Origin of the sequence: Paenibacillus sp. J5C2022 (genome assembly GCF_025567625.1) — a bacterium.
In the GTDB taxonomy this organism is placed as follows: domain Bacteria; phylum Bacillota; class Bacilli; order Paenibacillales; family Paenibacillaceae; genus Pristimantibacillus.
Genome location: NZ_JAOQJC010000027.1, coordinates 15423 through 36817, shown reverse-complemented (window position 1 = coordinate 36817; position 21395 = coordinate 15423). Strand labels below are relative to the sequence as shown.

The following is a 21395-nucleotide window of genomic DNA, read 5'->3' as shown; positions in this document are numbered from 1 at the left end:
TCTATAATGTTTAAAAAGGAATCGGCTTCTGCCTGATGCGATAAAGCTGAGACAGCTTGTCGATCTGCATTGTGCCTTCGTTCAAATAAGCGAACTCCATGGATGCGTCGCCCGTGGCCCATTCCTCCGGCGGCCTGCTTACGACATCGCCGATGCGAAGCTGCGTTGGGCGCATGAGCGATGTAGCAATAATGACATCTTCGCGTCCGCCGGTTCCGGCATGCGCCATACCCCGCAGCGCTCCCAGCACATATATATCCCCGGTGCACAGCAAGCTGGCGCCTGGGTTGACATCTCCGATCAGAAGCAGGTCTCCGTCATGCTCCACGGTCTGCCCGGAGCGGACGATGCAAGTCATGACCTTCAGCTTCTCTTTATCGTTAACGTCAGCCCCGCCTGACGACTTGGATTCTATTGAACCGATCATCAGATTGCCTTGCGCTCGAATGATGCTCGTTAATTGTTCCTTCTGCTCATCTGTCACGTCCCTTGCGCCCAGCTTGATGTGAACATGGATTAACGGTCCGGAGAGCAGTTGTTGATGCGTCTTCTCCAGCTTATGCCGCAGTTCTTGAAGCAGGGCTTCGAATGTGCACTCATCATCGAGAAGGAACAGCAGACCTTCTTTTACGCCTTTTATCATAATATGTTGCTTATCGGCCACGACTCGTCCCTCCCCAACCTATAAAATTCTTGGCCGACGCCGCCAATTCCTGCATCCCGGGAAGATTTTTACCGGTTGTCTCATTCTTCTTCGTCGTCAGCGCCATTCGACATGCGGGATTGGAACATGCGGCGCAGGGGAATGTATAACGCAAGTGCGAAAGCCAGCTGCAAGAACAAGCTTGGAAGAATGTAATGGATGAGCGACCAGGCATAGGAGGCATTGGTAATGCGGAACACATAATAGATGCCGAACAAGACAGAATCGTATACGATGCAACACAGCCCGACGACCGATATCGCCATTAGCAGCGTTACTCTCTTCTTCTCCAGCAGCAAGCCCGTGAAGTAGCCTATAATCGCCATCAAGAAAAAATGAACGCCGAGCATATGTCCGTAATACACGATGTCCTGCAGTAAGCCGAAGCCAGCGCCAATCATAAGCGAGGCAAATCGCCCCCGATACAGCGCGGCAAAAATAACCATTACAAAAATAAAGTGCGGTATGATACGGTCGTCAAAACTATCCGGAATAAGCCAGGGCACAAGCGCGCCTTCAAGGACGAACAGCAGAGCCATGATCGGAACGATTCGATTCATGCTCATCGCTCCTGCTCCTCCATCTCAGGCGGCTGAACGACGAACACTTCGTACAAACGGTCGAAATCCGCAGCAAGCTTCACTGTGGCTGTATACGTAAGCCCCATGTCGCCAACTTGCTTCGTCTCTACCGTACCGACAACCATTCCTCTCGGATACACATTGCCAAGCCCTGAGGTAACGACCTTGTCGCCGACCTCCAACTTATCCGTTTCTTCGATTCTGGTCATAACAAGCCGCTTCTTCTCTTTGTCATAATAGCTGAGAATGCCGAAGGAGTCGTCCTCTCTCCCTTCGATCGTCGCGGCGATGGAATTTCCATTCGTAGTAGGAGAAGACTCATTCAATTCGGTAATTGGCGTAATCGTGGAGGTGAACGGCGACACAGAGCTTACCAGGCCGATCAATCCGTCAACCGTCGTAACTGCCATATTCGGCTTGACCCCGTGCTTCGAGCCGAGATTGATGTTCATGGTACGGTTGTTGGCATCGTTGCTGACGGATACAACTTGAGCAATCAAGTAGTTGTAATTGTACATTTGCTTCTGTTGCTTCGTGAATGCAAGGTCCTCCATAAGCCGCTCGTGTTCCAGCTTAAGGAAGTTGTACTCTACTTTATCCCGAGAGTAAGCAGCCGCCACGCTTCTGAGCCGCTCGTTTTCCTCGTAGACTTCTTTCAGTCCCCTGATATCCTCAAAGAAGCCCGCTATAGAGCCAGCGGGCTTGTAGAACCATTGCTGAACGTAGCCAAAGGTATCCTTCAGAAATTTTTCAGGCCAGGAGAGTTCTTTGCGATCGCTTAACGAGAAACCGATAATCGCAATTGTAAGAATCATTCCGATCATGAGCATGAACAGACGTTTATTTCTGAATAGATTAAGCAATCCCTCACCCCTAAATCCCCTTGTCCGTGCTACTTATAGCGATAGCTTATCGCCGTGAGCGTGAGGAGCCCCTGCCTTTGAACATATGAATGTGATCCAAAGAACGTCCGGTTCCGATCGCTACACAATCCAGCGGATTGTCCGCCACGATGACCGGCATGCCCGTCTCGCGCTGCAGCAGCTTGTCCAAATTCCGGAGCAAGCCGCCTCCGCCCGTTAATACGATTCCCCGATCCATAATGTCCGCCGCAAGCTCTGGCGGGCATTTCTCCAGCGTTACTTTTACTGCTTCCACGATGGAATTAACGGTATCGGACAAGGCGTCCGTAATCTCGTCGGATGTGGTAGGCAGTGTCTTCGGCAAGCCGGATACGAGATCCCGGCCGCGAATCTCCAACGTCTCAGGCTTGTCCAGCGGCAGCGCGGAGCCGACCTCCATCTTCAACTGCTCCGCCGTGCGTTCGCCAATCATCAGATTGTATTGACGCTTGATGTATTGCATGATCGCTTCGTCCATGTCGTCGCCGGCGACGCGGATAGAACGGCTTGTAACGATGCCGCCGAGCGAGATAACCGCAACTTCCGTCGTACCGCCGCCGATATCCACGACCATGCTGCCCGTCGGCTCCCATACGGGAAGATCGGCTCCGATTGCCGCTGCGAACGGCTCTTCGATCGTGTAAGCCTCGCGCGCTCCGGCTTGCTTCGCGGCATCTTCGACAGCGCGCTTCTCTACGGCTGTAATGCCGGACGGTACGCATACCATCACATTGGGATGACGGGGGAACAGCGACCTCTGCTTCTGGGCAGATCGAATAAAATACTTGATCATCGTAGCCGTCGTGTCATAATCGGCAATAACGCCATCCTTCATCGGACGAACGGCGCGAATATTGCCGGGTGTGCGCCCGATCATCTTCTTCGCCTGCTCGCCTACGGCTTCGATCGTTTTTGTATCAGTACGCAAGGCAACCACCGACGGCTCCCTCACGACAATTCCTTTTCCTTTCACATATACAAGAGTATTGGCTGTGCCCAGATCAATACCCAAATCTTTCGTAAAGCTCCCAAACATACTGCTGCTCCCTTCTTCACTGAAACGATATCATCTATCGATTACTCGTTCAAATTCGGTTCATAAACCGACTCTTATTATTATATTACAGATATCCCTGCTCCTTCAAACTGACAAAGCTGCCATCGCCTATTACAATATGATCAAGTATGTCAATGCCCACAAGCTGGCCCGCTTCCGCTAGCCGCTTCGTCAAGTGTATGTCTTCGGGACTTGGCGTCGGGTCGCCGCTTGGATGGTTATGCGCGCAAATGATGGATGCGCTGCTGCATTTAATAGCTGCGCGGAACACCTCTCTGGGATGAACGAGAGATGCGTTAAGGGTGCCCATCGACAAGGTTTCCCGGGCAATAATATGATTCTTCGTATTGAGGAACAAGCAGACGAAATGCTCCTTCTTCAAATAACGAAGATCCTCCATCAAATAGTCGGCGGCATCCTTGGGGCTGCGTACGGACAAGACGTCGGGCAGCTTGCTCCTGATCATGCGCCTTCCTAGCTCGATGCCGGCGCGCAGCTGAACTGCCTTCGCGGGACCTATGCCTCGTATGGCTGTTAATTCTTCCATGCTCATATCCATCAGATTGCGCAGACTGCCGCATTGTTTCAATACGGCTCCCGCCAGGTGAACTGCCGATTGACGCTGCGTTCCCGTTCGAAGCAGAATAGCCAGCAGTTCCGCATGGCTAAGCGCTTCAGCCCCATATCTCATCATGCGCTCTCTTGGACGTTCTTCATGGGGGACATCACGCAAATTGCTGCTTTGCATCTCCATGTCCCATAACCGCCTTTGTGTTCATAGTTGGCGTGCAATGCCCGCCGCATCGCAATTCAATATGCCTCAATGCCATACCGCCTCAGCATATCGGACAGCAGCGATACGGGCAAGCCGACCACGTTGAAATAACAGCCTTCAATTTCATGAATGAACATTGATCCCAGTCCTTGGATGCCATAGCCGCCAGCCTTATCTCTCGGTTCACCCGTTGCTATATATCGGCTGATATTGTCTTGGCTTAACGGCTTCATATGCACTTTCGTCAGGCGATGACAGACTGTATCCTCTCCGGAAGCCGTCGGCAGACAAGCGACGCCAGTATAGACTTCGTGCCAGCGCCCTTGCAGCGCCGTCAGCATCTCTCTGGCATGCCCATCATCCTCCGGCTTGCCAAGCGGAATCCCGTCCAGTACGACGATCGTATCGGCAGCGATGACAAGATCAGATGACACAGGACCATCTTGCTTCCTGAGCCTGTCCCTGACGGCATTGCCCTTGCGAATGGCCAGCTCCTGCACGGCTTGCTCTGACGACCATGACGGATCGATCCATTCCTCTACGTCCGCAGACAAAATAGAAACCGGCAAGGAAAGGTCCATAGCTGCGACCAGTTCCTTCCGGCGCGGAGACGATGAAGCCAGGACAATCCGGCTTATCGGATGTGAATATGCGAGTTGGTCTGTCATAACTGCCTTCTCCTTGTAAGCTTGCTTATTCTAGGTTATTAAGTCGCTAAAGCTTGCGATAAAGCCATATTGCGATAACTGCACCAATTATGCTCAGCAAGCTGATGCGAATATCGAGGTTCATGGCAAAGTCCAGCACATACAAATCAATGGCAGGCGATATTGTCGCTTCGATTGGTTTGGTCAGGAAGGCTGTTCCCGGAACGGATTCCAGCCAGTGCGAAAGCAGAGCTCCCGCAAGCAAACCCAATATGACGAAGAGTAGGAGAGTCCAACCGCTTTTCTTCAATGCATTTCCCTCCCTACCGTGCAACTACCACTTTTACACGCCTGTGACACTTAGCTATTTGACACCTTTCACTATTATACGCTCCAATTCCTTTCTTTACAATGCGCCCATCGTCTCAAACCATTCTTTTTGTACCAGCACCGCTTCCATTAATGCGGCTTGCGCTTCCCATAACGGTGCACTGGACGGCTTCTTATTATAGGCGGCAATAGAGGATGCCGTCTTCTCCATTGCAGCTGTCAGCTTTTCCAGATATGCGCCGCCCTGCTTGTCATTCATTCCCTTGCTCATCGCCTCTGCGATCTCTCTCCACTGCGAATGCCGCTTCTCCCAAGCGTCGGTAGCAGCATCACCCAGTCTGGAGAGAGAATTCTGCTCGAATTGAGCCGTAATGAGATTGCTCCAGACCGCAATAAGTCCGTTCGTTTGTTCGAAGAATGCTTTAGCGTCCTCTTGTGTACCCGTAAAGTTCATTGAATCCGGCGATTGCAGCCGCACTTCCTTTCCGTACAGGATCAGCCCCGATAGTTTGTTCTCAAGCGTCTTCAAGTCTTGTGCATCGGCGGCTACGCCTGCAAACACGGCATACTTGCTTTCGCCGCTGCGAATGGAAGCGGAAGCAAGTCCTTTGTCGCGAAGCTGCTTCAAGGCGGCATCCATGCCTTCCGTATTGCTGAACACGCCGTATTGCAGCATGTAGTAGGTAAAATCCAGTCCGTCAATGGCAACCGCAGAGCTGCCAGCGGAAGTGTCGATAGCAACTGCGCCTTCCTGATCTATGTTTTCCTTACCCGACTGCGTCGTTCCTTTGTTGATACTTAAGCGATCCGTTCCTTCCTCCGAAGTACCGGGCCAAGTCTCATCACTTTGCTGCATCGCACTGTCGCTTGAAGCGGAACGTTCCTTGAACGGCCACAGTTCTGATCCCGTGAACAAGCTTAGAATGATATAGCCGAACAACGCGCCAGTTGCCAGCGCTCCTGCGACCGACAGGAATACATTAAACCATGAGGGGCCTTGACCTCTCCGCACATGAGGACCATCCTCCTCAAGGTAATCGAAGTTCCCCCTATACTCCGATTCAAATTGCTTGTCCTCCTCGTCGTGAAGATCGTTAGTATGCGAGGATGCGCCTGTGCTTCTGTGCGCATACAGCTCATCCCCCCATTCATCGCTATCCCGCCGCCTTGGCTTGCCATTCTGCCATCCCTCGTTATCCGGTCGTTCCTCGCTGTTGTGCCATGCCGTGCCATGTTGACGTATCGCGTCATCCCGCTTCCGCTCGTTATCCGTCCATTCCCTTCCGTTCTGCTCGGTCGTGCCAGCTTGTCGTGTTTTGCTATTCAGCCGTGTCTCATTATCCTGACTTACTTTACCACCATGCCATGTTGTGATATTCATACTTTCCTTTTCGTCCTGCTTTTTTTTGCTTTCACGTCTTGGCTCCCTATCCCCCCATGTGGCGTGTCCAGGCATGACATCGACTTCATTGTCGCGAGACCGCTTCTTATCGCGATCATGTGTAGAATTCCTGATCAATTCTTCCAATTTGCTGATGTCTTCTTGATAAGGGCTTGTCCAATACTCGCTTTCATGTATAACATTCGCAGCATGCGACGGGTATAAGGGGACAACATTTGAAGTTCCATTAATTCCCGTTTCCCCATGTTGAGCATGGGCTGCTGGCTTCGCATTACCATGCATTATATTACCGCTACGGTCGAATCGATAAGTTATTCGGTTGGAAGGCTTCTTGTTCATGTCGATCACTCCCTTGATTCCAATGTTATGTCTACTATCATTCTATGAAATCAAATTACGAGATATGCCGATGCTGGAAGACTCCTTCCTCTGTCTGACACAAAAGATCTGCTCTGAGTAGAGCAATTCAAGGCAATTCATTTTGTTGAATAACAGCAGCCGCGTTGTTAATTGAGCTAAGTCCGAACTTCATCACTATCCCCATGTCTCAGAAGCGAATCATCTGGTTCATTCTTGCTCCTCACTATCCCCTTGTTTCAGGAGTGCAACATCTTGACTCACTTCCCCCGCTCATTGTGTTCTTCTTTCAGGAGCATGATAGCGTGATTCTCCGATGGTCATCTTTCTAATTAAATTATTTATTAATAGTCATTTCCATCGAATGCCTGAGCTGAAGGAAGAGTGAGGCCTTGCCACAACCAAGCACATGTAAACTATTCGAGTTCCTGAGTTGAAGGGAGAGTGAGGCTTCGTCATAACCGAGCACCTGTAAACTATTCGAGTTCCTGAGTTGAAGGGAGAATGGAGCCACGTCGCAGTCAGGTACTTGCAACTAATCATGATCCTGAGCTGAAGGGAGCGTGAGGCCTCGCCATAACCGAGCACCTGTAAACTATTCGAGTTCCTGAGCTTGGGAAGGAATGGGGGTAAATGACTCTCTTCCAGTTCATCCGACAGATTCAGCTAACGACAGTAATAATGACGATAAGCAGAAAGGGCGGCGCAAGGATTATCATCCCTGCACCGCCCCTATTTCATCCTGGTAAACCATCCTTCAAGTGAGTCAGCTTCCTGATGGGTTAGTCTATTGCTGAATTTGCTGCGTTATTGTTGTTGCTACGCTTCGCCTTGTGATGCTTGCAGAGACTTGGCCAGAGCATCCGCTACCTTCCATATGTCGCCGGCGCCCATTGTAATGACCAGATCGCCTGGCTTTACACGTTGTTGAAGCGCCGCCAGCACCTCATCCTTCGTGGGAATATACTCCGCCCTGGCATGACTGTTATTCCGAATCAATTCCACCAGCTTGCTAGAGCTGATACCCTCTATTTGCTGCTCGCCGGCAGGCGAGTAAATATCGGATATGATAACCTCGTCCGCTTCCGGAAAGGCTCTGCTGAACTGCTCGAACAGGAAGTACGTTCTCGTATAACGCTGCGGCTGGAAGACGGCAATGATTCGTTTCCCTGTCGCCTTGGCAGCACTGATTGTTGCCTGGATTTCCGTCGGGTGATGAGCATAGTCATCAATGACGAGTATGTCGTTCACTTCACCCAACACCTGAAAACGCCGCTTCGCGCCGCGGAACAGCTTGATTGCTTCCTTCACGGCTTCGAAAGACAAGCCTGCCTCTATGCATGTAATGACCGTCGCCATCGCATTGTATACATTGTGGAGTCCAGGAACAGACAGTTCAACGCGACCGAGAGGCTCGCCCTTGCAAAGCATATCGAAGGAAACTTTACGATCGCCCAGCACGATGGCTTCCGCCCTGTAGGTAGCGTCATGTTCAACGCCGTATGTGATTAATAGAGGCTCATCCGCTCCGTCCTCCCGTTTGCGGGCCCTCGGCAATATTTCCTGTATCGCTGTATCGTCCGCGCATACAATCGCCTTCCCGTCAGGCTTTACCTGCTGAAGGAATTGGACATAGGCCGCTTTCAGCTTCTCGTAGTCGCCATCGTAATTTTCCAGATGATCCGGTTCGATGTTGGTTACGATCGCAATCGCGGGATGATAGTGCAGGAAGGAACCGTCGCTCTCATCCGCTTCCGCTACGACATATTCGCCTTTGCCCGCTTTCGCGTTCGTGCCGACGTTGACAATCTCGCCACCGATAATATAAGTAGGGTCCGTCTTGCATTCTTCCATGACAAGCGCGATCATGGAGGAAGTCGTCGTCTTCCCGTGCGCTCCGGCAACGGCGATGCCTTTGCCCGCATTCATCAGCCTGGCCAGCATTTGGGAGCGGTGCAACACCGGAATATGCAAGGCTTCCGCCGCTTTTCGCTCCACATTGTCACTAGGCAGCGCTGTCGAGTATACGACGAGGTCCGCTCCTTTCACATGCTCCGGCTGATGGCCGATGAAGATATCTGCTCCCTTCGCAGCGAGCTTCTCCGTTAACTCCTGTCGCGCCACATCCGAACCTGTTACCTTATATCCCTTCTCCAGCATCACGCGGGCAATGGCACTCATTCCATAACCGCCGATTCCGATGAAGTGGATGTGTTCTGCCGTATTCAAAGACGGTTCACCAACCTTTTTCAGAATCCGAGTTGTACAACATATAGGAGCGTACATCCGCTATCAAATACAGCGTGCCTGTCACGACTCCAAGGTCCGTCTCCCCGGTTGCTTCCTGCAATTTGTTCAGCGCTTCCTTCCAATCCTTCGCAACGACTAACTGAAACGACGGCGCCGGAGACCACGATTCCCGCATCTCCTCTGCCAGCCGAGCCAGTTCGTCCGCATCCTGCTTCATGCGATAATCAGGCTCGGTTACAATAAGCATATTCACTATGGGTAGTATATGCCGGAGCGTCGCCCGATGATTCTTATTCTCCAGCATGCCCATCATAACGATTAACCGATCATACTTGTAAGTATCGCGCAAGGCCGCCGCCAGTGCTTCCGCTCCTTCCGGGTTATGCGCGCCGTCAAGCAGAATGCGCGGCTCATGACTTACCAACTCCATCCGTCCCGGCCATGTCGCGCTGCGAAGCCCTTCGCGGATCGCATCCTCATCCAGAACCAGCGCTTGATATTGTCGCAGCACTTCCAGCGCCATAAGGGCAGTGACCGCATTCGTTACCTGATGTGCCCCGCTAAGTCCGATCTTCAGCTCCGGGAGCTCCCGGAACAAGCCGCTGAAGCGGAAGGACTGTTCCTCCTCGCCGGCTTCCAGTCGCTCGAAGCGGAATTGGTCGCCCAGCATGTATAACGAGCTCTTCTTCCGCTCCGCTGTCTCGCGAATGATGCTCACGAGCTCAGGCTGGGAGACAGCGCTGACGACAGGCACGCCGGGCTTGATAATGCCAGCCTTCTCCGTTGCTACCTGCTCCAATGTGTCGCCTAACCGGTCCATATGGTCATGGCCGACATTCGTAATGATCGAGATGACCGGACAGACTATATTAGTTACATCCAATCGTCCGCCAAGTCCGGTCTCCCAGACCACGTAATCGGGGTAGCTTACTTTGGCGAAATAGAGAATAGCCAGCGCGGTAGAAACTTCGAACATGGTAGGCGATCCCAGCTCCGTTCCCGCCAGCTCGTCCACATGAGGCTTCAGTTTCTTCGCAAGCGCAAGAAGGGTCTCCTCCGGGATATCCTCGCCATTATATTGAAATCGATTCGTAAACTTCGTGATGTAAGGGGACGTGAATGTCCCCACATCGTAACCTCCTCGCATGAGCGCACTTGTCAAATAAGCGCAAACCGAGCCTTTGCCGTTCGTGCCGGCGACATGGATAAACTTCAGCCTGCGATGCGGATTGTCCAACCGCTCCAGCAGCTCTTCAATCCGCTGCAGTCCCGGTCTTATGCCGAATGGAATCAAGCTCGTAATCCAGGAGACAGCCTCATTGTAGGTGGCCAAGCCGCTGTTGTCGCTTCCCGTTTGCCTTTGTTCCGTCATCTTGCATCCCTTCTTCCCGTTAGCCCTGCAGTTCGGCTATCCGCTGCAGCACTTTATCCCGCTTCTCGGCATAATCCTTCATCTTCGCCCGTTCCTCGTCGATAACCTTCGCCGGCGCTTTCGATACGAAGCCCTCATTGGCAAGCTTCTTCTCGACGCGCTGCACTTCGGAATTCAAGTGAGCCAGCTCCTTCTCCAGCCGCGCGATTTCTTGCGTTATGTCGATCAGACCCGCAAGCGGCAAGTACAGCTCCGCACCGGTGACGATTGCAGTCATCGCTTTATCCGGAGCAGCGATATGCATACCCGTCTCCAGAAGCGAAGTGCCGCAGAAGCGTCTCACGAATTCTTCATTGCGGGCAAGTATAGCGGCATTGCTCTCGCTGGAAGGCTTGATAAGAAGCTCGATCTTCTTGCTCATCGGCACGTTCACTTCAGCGCGAATATTGCGGACGGCACGGATCATCTCCATAAGCAGGTTCATCTCTGCAACGGCATCCGGCGCTTCCAGCGAAGCATCGTACTTCGGCCACGCTGCCAGCGTGATCGTCTCCCCCTCATGAGGAAGATGCTGCCATATTTCCTCGCTAATGAACGGCATGAACGGATGAATAAGCCGTTGTGTGCGATCCAGTACGTAAGCCAGTACGGACTGCGTCGCACGCTTCGCCGATTCGTCCGACCCGTTCAAACTCAGCTTCGAGAATTCGATATACCAGTCGCACAAGTCATCCCATATAAAATTGTACAACACGCGGCCTGTCTCGCCGAATTCATAGTTATCCATCAGCCTGGTTACGTCGCGCGCCGTCTCATTGAACCGGTGCAAAATCCAGCGGTCAGCTGTGCCCAGTTTAACCATGATGTCAATATCCGACGCTTTGAAGCCTTCCAGATTCATAAGCGCGAAGCGTGAAGCGTTCCAGATCTTATTGGCAAAATTGCGCGCTTGCTCCACCTTCTCGATCCGGAAACGCAAGTCCTGACCGGGCGTGCTGCCCGTCGATATCATGAAGCGGAGCGCATCCGCGCCATATTGCTCAATAATTTCGAGCGGATCGACACCGTTGCCCAGTGACTTGGACATCTTCTGTCCGTCCTTATCCCGCACCAATCCATGAATCAGCACGTCTCGGAACGGCTTCTCGTCTGTAAATTCCAGTGCAGTGAAGATCATTCTGGCTACCCAGAAGTAAATGATGTCGTAGCCTGTTACAAGCACGTTGGTCGGATAGTAACGGCTTAGATCCTCGCTCTGGTCGGGCCATCCAAGCGTAGAGAACGGCCACAGCGCAGAGCTGAACCAAGTATCCAGCACATCTTCGTCCCGACGCAGATGATCGCCGTCCATATCCTTGCGGGATACGTGAAGCTCGCCCGTCGTATCGTCATACCAAGCCGGGATGCGGTGACCCCACCACAGCTGGCGGGAGATGCACCAATCGCGCACATTTTCGATCCAGTTGAGATATATTTTCTCGAAGCGCTCCGGCACGAACTGGACGCCTTTGCCCGACTTCTGCGCGGCTATCGCCGCTTCTGCCAGCGGCTTCATCGCGACGAACCATTGCGTGGACAGATACGGCTCCACAACAGCACCGCTGCGCTCGCTATGGCCGACCTGATGAACATGGTCCTCAATCAGTACGCATACGCCCTGCTCCTGCAAGTCCTTCACGAGCTTCTTGCGGCACTCCGCTCGGTCCAGCCCCTGATATGGGCCTGCCTCGGCATTCATTGTGCCCGTCTCGTCCATAACTGTGATCTGGGGCAAGCTATGGCGCTCGCCCACCTCGAAGTCGTTCGGATCATGAGCAGGCGTAATCTTCACCGCACCGGAACCGAAGTCCTTCTCGACGTACTCATCCGCGACAATCGGAATTTCTCTGCCGATGACCGGCAGCACAAGCGTCTTGCCGATCATGTCCTTGTATCGCTCGTCTTCCGGATGAACCGCAACCGCCGTATCACCCAGCATCGTCTCCGGTCTTGTCGTCGCAACCGTCACGAAGCCGGAACCGTCCTTGAGCGGATATTTCAAATGGTACAGATGTCCATTAACTTCCTTGTACTCCACTTCAATGTCGGATAGTGCAGTCCGTGCTGCAGGGTCCCAGTTAATAATTTTTTTGCCGCGATAAATAAGCCCCTTCTCATACAACCGGACGAATACTTCCCGCACCGCTTTGGACAAGCCTTCATCCATTGTAAAGCGTTCCCTGGAATAGTCCAGCGACAGCCCCAACTTCGACCACTGGTCGCGAATGGTGCCGGCGTACTGCTCCTTCCACTCCCATACCTTCTCCAGGAAGGCTTCACGCCCCAGCTCGTGGCGCGACGTACCGTTCTCGCGCAGCTTCTGCTCCACTCGCGTCTGAGTAGCGATACCGGCATGGTCCATGCCCGGCAGCCATAGCGTGTCGTATCCTTGCATCCGCTTGGCGCGAATGAGAATATCTTGCAGGGTAAAGTCCAACGCATGGCCGATATGCAGCATGCCAGTCACATTGGGCGGGGGGATGACGATCGTATAGGTCTCCGCCTCGGGTCGCTTGCCTGCTTGAAAGAAATTCCCTTCCATCCAGTAAGGATACCATTTCTGCTCGGCTGCTTTCGGATCATAAGTTGTCGGCATTGCTTGATTGCTTTGATTTTCAGACATATGCTCCATCCTCCACATCAATCTGGGTATATGCAAAAAAACCTTCCGCCCTGTAAAGGACGAAAGGTCTAACTCCCGTGGTACCACCTTTGTTCCGCGAATGAGCTCGTATAAGATCTCCCGCGGCACTCTTACAGATAACGGCTGTTACCGGCTTTACCTAGGACGGGCAGGCTGCAAAGCTTCCCGCTTCAATAAAGCGACTCCGGGGCGACTCGCATGCAGGTTCATCCTGCAGAACCTCTCAGCGCAACGGTCCTGCTCTCTGAAGGCATAGCTGCTGCTATTCCCCTTCCACGTCGTTATAACGCATATACTTATCATCATACCTCTATACGACGCGATAGTCAACCTGGCGATTGGCGTATACGATATTCGCTTCGCACGTACCTAATAAGGCGGTACCTGCGCCAGAGCGCAAGCCCGCCTTATTCGTAATCGGTATCTTTTATGGAATGTACAATACTTGCCCCTCTTCTATGGCAGATTCATGCAATCCGTTGTGAACAAGTATTTCCCTTGGGTTCAAGCTGTAGCGGGTCGCAATTTCTTCCAGCGTCTCTTCGCGCTGAACGATGCACATTCTGATCTTCCTGAACTCCGAGTCGCCTTCCTGCTTGCTGAGGAACAATCGCTTCCATTCGATCTCTTCCTCAGCCTCCTGGACGGCTTCCGCCCGCTCCGCTTCCTGCTCCACCTGCGACTGCTCTGCCGCTTCCCGTACTGCCCTCTCACGCTGACTGGACTGAAGCAGAGACCTAATCCCCACCTCCGGACTGCCGTCGCTGCGTTCCGGAGATTTGCCGGAGAACGCAATCTGCACCTCCGGCTTGACAGGCTCTGCGGGAAGAGGCTCTTGTTCCGCTGCGAATGCAGAAGGCTGCGACAGGTCTGACGCGTCCTCGTCTTCCTGTCTTTCCTTCTCCAGCAATGCATAACCATCATGCTGGGCTTGCTCCTGATGGGATTCCGGCTCTTCCGCCTGGTGTCCTTCATCCTGAATCGCAGCTTCAACAGCTTCAGAAGCTTCAGCAGTGTCTAAGAACGGCTGCCGCGCCGCAACCTTTTCGTTACTATAGGATTGTCCTGCTTCAGGCTGCTGAATAGGCTGATACTCCCACGATGAAGAAGACGCCTGATCACTTTCCCGTTCAGTTTGTCCCTCATAATACTGCTCGCCTGGTTCCTCCGCTGCCTGAGCTTCCATCGTCACTTCCTGCTCCGCTTCCGCTTCGCCAGCAGTATAGTCCTCTGCACTCTGTGCGCCGCGATCCACTATGTACGTCGCGTTCACTTCTTCATCAGCTACATCCGATACCTGAGACATATCCCACTGCTTCTGTTCACGCTCATGTACAGCTGTGAAGGCATCCTCCTCCCACCCTCCCTGTTCTTCCTGAGGGGGTTCCATCGCTATTCCGCGAAGCGATAACACACCCGTAATATTCAATGTACGGGCCGACAGCAGGTCAACGTCGAAGTTGTCAATCTCGATAGAGATGTCATCGAGCCGGGACACCCGATTCATTGGCAACGAGATTTCCACCGGAATCCAGTGCTCCAGCGTCAGCGGGCCGTCTGCTGCATTCTGCCCCCGATATACGCCGCTGAGCAGCAATTGCCCCTTCAATACCGCTTGATCACCTTGATCGATAACTTGTATACGAGGTACCAGTTCAATCTCTTCCAGCTCGTCGATGGCAGCTACGTCGTCAGGCATATGGACCCTCTCGTATACATCAAAGCGCAATCCGTTCATCCCATTAGACACGCCTAAGTCCTCCCTTCACTTCCTGAATGCTTGGGCTAGCGTTACATACACTACTTATCTATATGGTTGGATTGCCGAGAGCATGACTGTCTTTTTCAAACCAGGTCAATTCTGTCCAATAGCCTGACAAGCCAATCCGGTCGCGGCGATGCGGCGCTAATCTTCCCGCCGGTCAACGGATGGGCGAAGATCAGCTCTTCGCCATGCAGCGCCTGATGCTTGAGCATGTCGATTGATCCCCCATACAACTCGTCACCTAGCAAGGGGTGTCCCATATGGCTCATATGTACGCGAATCTGATGGGTGCGCCCGGTTTCCAGTTCAAGACGGACCAAGGAGTAACGAGAGTTGGAAGCGATCATCTCGTATCGCGTAACCGCCTTGTCGCCATTCGAAGACACTCTCCTGCGCGTGGAATGATGCCGATCCTTGCCGATCGGCTCGCGAATGATCCCGGATCGATTGTTCAGGCGCCCGTGCACAACCGCAACATATCGGCGATGAATCTCCTTCCCGCGCATTGCTTCGTCCAGCCGCAGCTGCGCGAGATCGTTCTTGGAATATAGAACGGGGCCCGACGTATCGTCATCAAGCCTGTGGATATGACGCACCGGCAACGGGTCGTCACAGGCCAGCAGATGCCTCGCCGCAGCCTCGTCCAGCGTCCCTCGACTCTGTCCAACTTCACCGGAACCATGAACGGCCATGCCAGCCGGCTTGTCGAACACAAGACAATAGTCATCCTCGTACAAGACAGCCGGTCGCTCTCCGCAAGACGACGACTGCTTCGCCCTTCGATACAGCGGGTCGTCGTTAACTTGTGCCGCCGGAAAGCACTTGAGCGCAAGCTTCTCTTCGTGCCACCGTATTCCGCCGACGGAGAAGAGCCGGTTCACCCACTTCTCCGGGAATAAAGAAGAAGCCGCCAGCCATTGCCGCACCAGGTGCGGATGGCTGCCGGTCTCCGGCTGAGCAGGAGCTGCTCCGGGTTCCGGGAAAGCTGCCAGACCGGCAAGCTTCTCCCATGGCAGCTCCAGCCATTCCCCATGGCGGACGGCTTCCTCCCAGCCCTTCGTCATCATGCCTTCTGAAGCCTTTCCAGCGCCGCATCATGCGCCCGAAGAGTCATCTCAATGTCGGTATCGCTATGGACGGCGGACACGAACATCCCTTCGAATTGGGAAGGCGCTATGTTGATGCCCAACTCCAGCATGGAAGCGAAGTAGGCCTGGAACTGCTCCAGATTGCTGGTTCTCGCGACATCGAAGTTAATGACATGCTGTTCTGTGAAGAATGGACATACCATGGAGCCTACCCGATTGATGGTGGAAGCAACGCCACGCTTCTTCGCATTGTCCTCCATGCCCGCTTGCAGCTTGGCCGCCTGGCGCTCCAACTGCTGGTACACTTCCGGCGTTAGCAGCTTCAGCGTCGTATAGCCCGCCGCCATCGCGAGCGGATTGCCGGACAAGGTACCGGCCTGATAGATCGGTCCGCTTGGCGCAATCTGCTCCATCAGCTCCCGCCGTCCGCCGTACGCCCCTACAGGCAAGCCCCCGCCGATGACTTTGCCGAAGCAGGTCAGGTCCGGCGTTATGCCGTACAGCCCTTGCGCGCAATGGTAAGCGACACGGAAGCCCGTCATCACTTCGTCGAATATGAGCAGGCTGCCGTATTGTGATGTAACATCGCGCAAGCCTTGCAGGAACCCCGGCAGCGGCGGAACGACGCCCATGTTGCCGGCAATCGGCTCGACGATAATGCAGGCAATCTCCTCGCCATACTTGTCGAATGCAAGCTTGACCGCTTCAATATCGTTGTAAGGAACGGTGATCGTATGGGAGGCAACCCCTTCCGGAACGCCGGGACTGTCCGGCAGGCCGAGCGTAGCGACGCCTGAACCCGCTTTAATCAGCAAGCTGTCCGCATGTCCGTGATAGGAGCCTTCGAACTTCAGAATGCGGCTTCTGCCTGTATATCCTCTGGCCAGTCGAAGCGCGCTCATCGTCGCCTCCGTACCGGAATTGACCATCCTCACAATATCCACTGACGGGACGCGTTCCACGACAAGCTCCGCCATTAGCGTCTCCAGCTCGGTAGGCGCGCCGAAGCTCGTGCCTTTCTCTGCCGTCTTGCGCAGCGCTTCTACCACTTCAGGATGGGCGTGACCCATAATGAGAGGTCCCCACGACCCTACATAATCGATATAGCTGTTGCCGTCGATATCGTATATTCGGCTTCCTTCGCCTCTCTCCACGTAGACGGGCGTCAAGCCGACGGACTTGAACGCTCGCACCGGGCTGTTCACGCCCCCCGGAATAACCTTCTTCGCTCTTGCGAACGCTTCAGTGGAACGGCTGTCGCCTCTTCTTCCCAGACCTTGCTCCATTACACATCCTCTCCCTTCAGCCAGCGAGCGGCATCCTTGGCATGGTAAGTGATGATCATGTCGGCGCCTGCCCGCTTCATGCCGGTCAGCGTCTCCAGGACGACGGCACGCTCATCCAGCCATCCGTTCTGCGCCGCCGCCTTCACCATGGCATACTCCGCGCTGACATTGTAAGCTACGACAGGCAGATCGAACTGCTCCTTCAGCAGTCTTACCACATCTAGATAAGCGAGCGCAGGCTTCACCATAAGCATATCCGCGCCTTCCATCACATCCGCTTCCGCCTCCCGCATCGCTTCCCTGCTGTTCGCGGGGTCCATCTGATACGTCTTGCGGTCCCCGAATTGCGGAGTGGAATGCGCGGCATCGCGGAACGGGCCGTAATACGCCGAAGCGTATTTCACGGAATAGGACATGATTGCGATATCATTATAGCCTGTCGCGTCAAGCCCTTCCCTTATCGCATGGACGAATCCGTCCATCATACTCGACGGCGCGATAATATCGGCGCCCGCCTCCGCCTGCGACACGGCCGTCCGAACAAGCAGCTCCAGCGAACGGTCATTGTCTACCACGGCATGTCCGCTCCGCTCCTCCTTCACGACGACGCCGCAATGGCCATGATCCGTGAATTGGCACAGGCATGTGTCCGCAATGACGACCAGCTCAGGCGCCCATGACTTCACGGCGCGAATCGCCTGCTGCACGATGCCGTTCGCGTCGTAGGCGGAGCTTCCTCGATCATCCTTATGCTCCGGCACGCCGAACAGGAGAACTGATTTGATGCCCGATGCGACGATATCCTTGATCTCTTCATGCAAGACGTCCAGCGAGTAATGATACACGCCCGGCATGGACGGTATTTCTTCCTTCACGTCGTTCCCATGAGTCACAAACAGCGGATAAATAAAATCATCTACCCCGAGCGCAGTTTCCCGCACGAGACTGCGAAGCCCCGCACTGCGGCGAAGCCGCCGATTTCTTACGATTGGATAACCCATCTGTCACCATTCCTTCCTAGTTGCTGTTTCGGTTTTTGTTATAGTCTGCAATGGCATCAAGCAGTCCCTCGATCGTAGACGTCTTCGCTTCGACCGTAAGCGCAAGTCCCGCCTCGGCAACCGTCTGTGATGTGATGGGTCCGATGCTCGCAACGGGTATGCTCTCCAGCAGGTCGACGGGATCGTCGCAGCCGTTCCGTCGCAGCACCTCCAGCAGATTGCCGACGGTGGACGAACTGGTGAAGGTAATCATGTGTATCGCTTTCTCCCGCAGCCATTCCATTACCATCCCATCCTGCGTGTCGGCAACAACGGTCTCGTATACGTTCGCCTCCACCGCTTCCACACCCCTTGCCGCCAGCTCTCGGGGAAGCACCTCGCGAGCCAGATCGCCGCGTGCCAAGAGCGCCTTCTCACCGGGTTGCATATGCTGTTCCAGCTGGCTTAGCAGACCTTCGGCGACATACTGCTCCGGCAGCTCGTCCACGAACAATCCCCGCTCATGCAAGGCTGCGGCTGTCTTGGGCCCTACAGCGGCAATTCTCGCCTTATGGAATCTTCTTATATCGATGCGAAGCTCCTTCAGCCACCTGAAAAAGTACTCCACTCCGTTAACGCTTGTGAAAATAACCCAATGGTAGTCTTCCGCAGCTTCCAGACGCTCGCGCAATGCCCGTACAGCTTCAGGCTCCTTCGGCAGCCGCGTCTCGATAACGGGGAACTCGCACGGCTCTCCGCCCATCTCTTCGATTAGATCTGTCAATGCACTCGCTTGAGCTCTTGCCCGCGTAACGAGTATCCGCATGCCGAACAACGGCTTGTTCTCGTACCATCTTAGCTTCTCCCGCTGCAGCACAACCTCTCCTACTACAATGACGGCGGGAGGCTGGAAGTTCCGCTGCTTCACAATATCCGCGATCGTCTCCAGGGTGCCGACAACCGTCTCTTGCTCCACCCTTGTTCCCCAGCGGACCAGGGCGACGGGCGTATGCGGCGGCTTGCCATGCTTCATAAGCTGGGAAGCAATATAGTCGATCTTGGCCACGCCCATCAAGAAGAGCAGCGTGCCCGTCGCATTCGTCACCTTGTCCCATTGAATGGACTGATCCAGCTTCTCCGGGCTTTCGTGCCCGGTCACGATCGACAGGGAGGAAGCAAGCTCCCGATGTGTGACCGATATGCCTGCGTATGCCGGAACGGCTATCGCGGAAGTAATGCCGGGAACAATCTCGAACTCTACGCCATGGTCGTACAGCAAGCCGGCCTCTTCGCCGACACGGCCAAATATGGTTGGATCGCCGCCCTTCAACCGCGTTACCGTCTTCCCTTCCAGAGCAAGATCGACAAGCAGCCTGTTGATCTCCTCCTGCTTCATCGTATGGCGATCCGGCAGCTTGCCCACGTAGATGAACTCCGCGCCGGCCTTCGCATGACGCAGCAGTCGCGGGCTGGCCAGCCGGTCATACACGATAGTATCGCTTTCCTTCAGGCATTGCAGTCCCCGCAACGTAATTAGTCTGGGATCTCCCGGACCGGCGCCTACCAGATATACCTTCCCCTTGTTCATTGGCTATCCCCCATATTGAGCCAATATGTCTTCCGCTCCTTCTGCCCTCAGAGCTTCCGCCACATCCTTGCCCAGAGCTGTCGGATCGGTTCCGCGCTTGATCTCCTTCAGCATCACCGTTCCGTCCGGCGTGCCGACAATTCCCGTCATTTCCAGCAGCGGCTGGCCGTCCTGCTCCCCTATGATGGACGCATATGCGCCTATTGGCACCTGACATCCGCCGTTCAGTGCTCCAAGGAAGCTGCGCTCCGCCGCAACGGCAATATCTGTATCGGCGTCGTTCAACAAGCCGAGCAGCTCCCTTACTCCTTCATCGTCCTCTCGGCATTCAATGCCGAGCGCACCTTGGCCTACAGCAGGCACGCATACGTCCTGGGGCAGCAGGGCCGATATTTTGTCCTGCCAGCCCATACGGCTCAGTCCCGCTGCGGCCAGTACAACGGCATCGAAGCCTTCCGTCTCCAGCTTGCGCATGCGGGAATCGATATTGCCGCGTATCCACTCCAGCTTCAGATCGGGTCGGGCATTCTTCAGCTGGCAGGAGCGTCTAAGGCTGCTTGTGCCCACCTTCGCTCCGTGCGGCAGGTCCTGCAAGCTGCTTCCGCTGCGCATGATCAGGCAGTCTCTGGGGTCCTCGCGCTTCGTTGTCGCCCCATTGCACAAGCCCTGCGGCAGCACGTATGGCATGTCTTTCATGCTATGGACAGCCATGTCGATCTCCCCTGCCATCAACGCAGCTTCAATCTCCTTGACGAACAGCCCCTTGCCTCCTACCTTGGATAACGTCACATCCAGTATGCGGTCGCCTTTCGTCACGATCCTCTGTATCTGAAAAGTATAGGGCAAGCCGTGCCTCTCGCAAATCTCCTCCAATTGCGCAATGACTTGCCCCGTCTGCGTGAGCGCCAAGGAGCTCTGCCTTGTGCCGACCGTAATGACGCGATGCGTTCCACTTGTACCAGTCATACAACTACCTCCCCCTTATCTTGTCCGCCAATTCGTTCAGCCATTGTTGAATATCATTATGCTCGTTCCCACCTGCCAGCGCTTCACCGGCAGCTTGCTCCAGCACGGCCCTCCGGAGCTTCCCATCTGCCAACTGTTCCAGTGCCAGCTCCCTTAATTGTCCCAGTCGCTCAACGGCTCTTCCATACTCATCGCCGTAGTGCTCTTCCAGCTCTTTCCTGAGCAGCCGGGAGAAGGAAGGACTGTTGCCGGATGCAGTGACGGTCATGAGCAGTTCCCCCCTCCGTAGAATGCTAGGTGTAATAAAGCTGCCCAACTCGGACTCGTGCGCTACATTCGTAAGCCTGCCGCTGCACTCCGCAAGCCGTCCGATGGAGGCGTTCAGCTCCTTGTCGCCGGTAGCGGCGAACACTAGCCACGCCCCAGCCAGATCCTCCTCGCGATAGCGCCTCCGTTCCCAACGAAGCCGCCCGGCTGCGGCCAGCTTCTCAATCTCCGTCGTCGCATCGGGACTGACGAGGACGATGTCGTCCGCGGCTGCGGCCAGAAGCCCCTCAAGCTTGCGCTCCGCTACGGGACCGCCGCCTACAATGAGACAGCGCTTGCCTTGCAGCCGCATCATAATCGGGTAATAATCGCTCGGCGTCGTTTCGCTCATTGCGG

Annotated in this window: 18 protein-coding genes and 1 other annotated feature; all 18 genes read right to left on the bottom strand. The window is 54.4% G+C overall.

What is annotated here, in order from left to right:
* Positions 1 to 10 precede the first annotated feature (10 nt).
* Complete coding sequence (locus M6D81_RS20455) at positions 11 to 643, bottom strand: septum site-determining protein MinC (protein WP_262678926.1); 633 nt, start codon at positions 641 to 643, stop codon at positions 11 to 13.
* A gap of 101 nt (positions 644 to 744) precedes the next feature.
* The gene (gene mreD, locus M6D81_RS20450; protein WP_262678873.1) at positions 745 to 1269 is read right to left on the bottom strand and encodes a rod shape-determining protein MreD; all 525 of its coding nucleotides are present in this window, start codon (positions 1267 to 1269) and stop codon (positions 745 to 747) included.
* Positions 1266 to 2147: a rod shape-determining protein MreC gene (gene mreC / locus M6D81_RS20445; protein ID WP_262678872.1), complete on the bottom strand. Its 882-nt coding sequence runs from the start codon at positions 2145 to 2147 to the stop codon at positions 1266 to 1268. The genes mreD and mreC overlap by 4 nt, the downstream gene beginning before the upstream one ends.
* Positions 2148 to 2193: 46 nt before the next feature.
* Positions 2194 to 3222, bottom strand: coding sequence for a rod shape-determining protein (locus tag M6D81_RS20440; protein WP_262678871.1), 1029 nt, complete (start codon positions 3220 to 3222; stop codon positions 2194 to 2196).
* A gap of 85 nt (positions 3223 to 3307) precedes the next feature.
* Positions 3308 to 3997, bottom strand: coding sequence for a RadC family protein (gene radC / locus M6D81_RS20435; RefSeq protein ID WP_262678870.1), 690 nt, complete (start codon positions 3995 to 3997; stop codon positions 3308 to 3310).
* Between the two features lie 56 nt (positions 3998 to 4053).
* Positions 4054 to 4686, bottom strand: a complete 633-nt coding sequence (locus tag M6D81_RS20430; RefSeq protein WP_262678869.1) for a Maf family protein — start codon at positions 4684 to 4686, stop codon at positions 4054 to 4056.
* A gap of 46 nt (positions 4687 to 4732) precedes the next feature.
* The gene (locus tag M6D81_RS20425) at positions 4733 to 4975 is read right to left on the bottom strand and encodes a DUF4321 domain-containing protein (RefSeq protein ID WP_262678868.1); all 243 of its coding nucleotides are present in this window, start codon (positions 4973 to 4975) and stop codon (positions 4733 to 4735) included.
* Positions 4976 to 5071: 96 nt separating this feature from the next.
* The gene (locus M6D81_RS20420) at positions 5072 to 6376 is read right to left on the bottom strand and encodes an SPOR domain-containing protein (protein WP_262678867.1); all 1305 of its coding nucleotides are present in this window, start codon (positions 6374 to 6376) and stop codon (positions 5072 to 5074) included.
* A 1197-nt stretch (positions 6377 to 7573) separates the two neighbouring features.
* Positions 7574 to 8983, bottom strand: coding sequence for a UDP-N-acetylmuramate--L-alanine ligase (gene murC, locus M6D81_RS20415; protein WP_262678866.1), 1410 nt, complete (start codon positions 8981 to 8983; stop codon positions 7574 to 7576).
* 7 nt (positions 8984 to 8990) lie between these two features.
* Positions 8991 to 10376, bottom strand: coding sequence for a bifunctional folylpolyglutamate synthase/dihydrofolate synthase (locus tag M6D81_RS20410; protein WP_262678865.1), 1386 nt, complete (start codon positions 10374 to 10376; stop codon positions 8991 to 8993).
* 19 nt (positions 10377 to 10395) lie between these two features.
* Complete coding sequence (locus M6D81_RS20405) at positions 10396 to 13038, bottom strand: valine--tRNA ligase (protein ID WP_262678864.1); 2643 nt, start codon at positions 13036 to 13038, stop codon at positions 10396 to 10398.
* Between the two features lie 52 nt (positions 13039 to 13090).
* Positions 13091 to 13344 (bottom strand) — a binding site (T-box leader).
* Between the two features lie 142 nt (positions 13345 to 13486).
* Positions 13487 to 14809, bottom strand: coding sequence for a LysM peptidoglycan-binding domain-containing protein (locus tag M6D81_RS20400; RefSeq protein WP_262678862.1), 1323 nt, complete (start codon positions 14807 to 14809; stop codon positions 13487 to 13489).
* 95 nt (positions 14810 to 14904) lie between these two features.
* On the bottom strand, positions 14905 to 15891 hold the full coding sequence (locus M6D81_RS20395; protein ID WP_262678861.1) for an RluA family pseudouridine synthase: 987 nt from the start codon (positions 15889 to 15891) through the stop codon (positions 14905 to 14907).
* Entirely contained in the window at positions 15888 to 17198 is a 1311-nt protein-coding gene (hemL, locus tag M6D81_RS20390) for a glutamate-1-semialdehyde 2,1-aminomutase (protein WP_262678860.1), read from the bottom strand. Before hemL ends, M6D81_RS20395 begins: the two co-directional genes overlap by 4 nt.
* Positions 17198 to 18199: a porphobilinogen synthase gene (hemB, locus tag M6D81_RS20385; RefSeq protein WP_262678859.1), complete on the bottom strand. Its 1002-nt coding sequence runs from the start codon at positions 18197 to 18199 to the stop codon at positions 17198 to 17200. Before hemB ends, hemL begins: the two co-directional genes overlap by 1 nt.
* Before the next feature lie 16 nt (positions 18200 to 18215).
* Positions 18216 to 19766 (bottom strand): uroporphyrinogen-III C-methyltransferase, encoded by a 1551-nt coding sequence (gene cobA / locus M6D81_RS20380; RefSeq protein ID WP_262678858.1) that lies wholly within the window; start codon positions 19764 to 19766, stop codon positions 18216 to 18218.
* 3 nt (positions 19767 to 19769) lie between these two features.
* Positions 19770 to 20732, bottom strand: coding sequence for a hydroxymethylbilane synthase (gene hemC / locus M6D81_RS20375; RefSeq protein WP_262678857.1), 963 nt, complete (start codon positions 20730 to 20732; stop codon positions 19770 to 19772).
* 4 nt (positions 20733 to 20736) lie between these two features.
* Positions 20737 to 21390, bottom strand: coding sequence for a precorrin-2 dehydrogenase/sirohydrochlorin ferrochelatase family protein (locus M6D81_RS20370; RefSeq protein ID WP_262678856.1), 654 nt, complete (start codon positions 21388 to 21390; stop codon positions 20737 to 20739).
* Between the last annotated feature and the right edge of the window lie 5 nt (positions 21391 to 21395).

What these genes read in the sequence shown, in the direction of transcription:
- M6D81_RS20455 (WP_262678926.1), bottom strand. Translation starts at nt 643, where the DNA reads ATGATAAAAGGCGTAAAAGAAGGTCTGCTGTTCCTTCTCGATGATGAG.
- mreD (WP_262678873.1), bottom strand. Translation starts at nt 1,269, where the DNA reads ATGAGCATGAATCGAATCGTTCCGATCATGGCTCTGCTGTTCGTCCTT.
- M6D81_RS20440 (WP_262678871.1), bottom strand. Translation starts at nt 3,222, where the DNA reads ATGTTTGGGAGCTTTACGAAAGATTTGGGTATTGATCTGGGCACAGCC.
- radC (WP_262678870.1), bottom strand. Translation starts at nt 3,997, where the DNA reads ATGGAGATGCAAAGCAGCAATTTGCGTGATGTCCCCCATGAAGAACGT.
- M6D81_RS20430 (WP_262678869.1), bottom strand. Translation starts at nt 4,686, where the DNA reads ATGACAGACCAACTCGCATATTCACATCCGATAAGCCGGATTGTCCTG.
- M6D81_RS20420 (WP_262678867.1), bottom strand. Translation starts at nt 6,376, where the DNA reads ATGAATATCACAACATGGCATGGTGGTAAAGTAAGTCAGGATAATGAG.
- M6D81_RS20410 (WP_262678865.1), bottom strand. Translation starts at nt 10,376, where the DNA reads ATGACGGAACAAAGGCAAACGGGAAGCGACAACAGCGGCTTGGCCACC.
- M6D81_RS20405 (WP_262678864.1), bottom strand. Translation starts at nt 13,038, where the DNA reads ATGTCTGAAAATCAAAGCAATCAAGCAATGCCGACAACTTATGATCCG.
- M6D81_RS20395 (WP_262678861.1), bottom strand. Translation starts at nt 15,891, where the DNA reads ATGATGACGAAGGGCTGGGAGGAAGCCGTCCGCCATGGGGAATGGCTG.
- hemL (WP_262678860.1), bottom strand. Translation starts at nt 17,198, where the DNA reads ATGGAGCAAGGTCTGGGAAGAAGAGGCGACAGCCGTTCCACTGAAGCG.
- hemB (WP_262678859.1), bottom strand. Translation starts at nt 18,199, where the DNA reads ATGGGTTATCCAATCGTAAGAAATCGGCGGCTTCGCCGCAGTGCGGGG.
- cobA (WP_262678858.1), bottom strand. Translation starts at nt 19,766, where the DNA reads ATGAACAAGGGGAAGGTATATCTGGTAGGCGCCGGTCCGGGAGATCCC.
- hemC (WP_262678857.1), bottom strand. Translation starts at nt 20,732, where the DNA reads ATGACTGGTACAAGTGGAACGCATCGCGTCATTACGGTCGGCACAAGG.
- M6D81_RS20370 (WP_262678856.1), bottom strand. Translation starts at nt 21,390, where the DNA reads ATGAGCGAAACGACGCCGAGCGATTATTACCCGATTATGATGCGGCTG.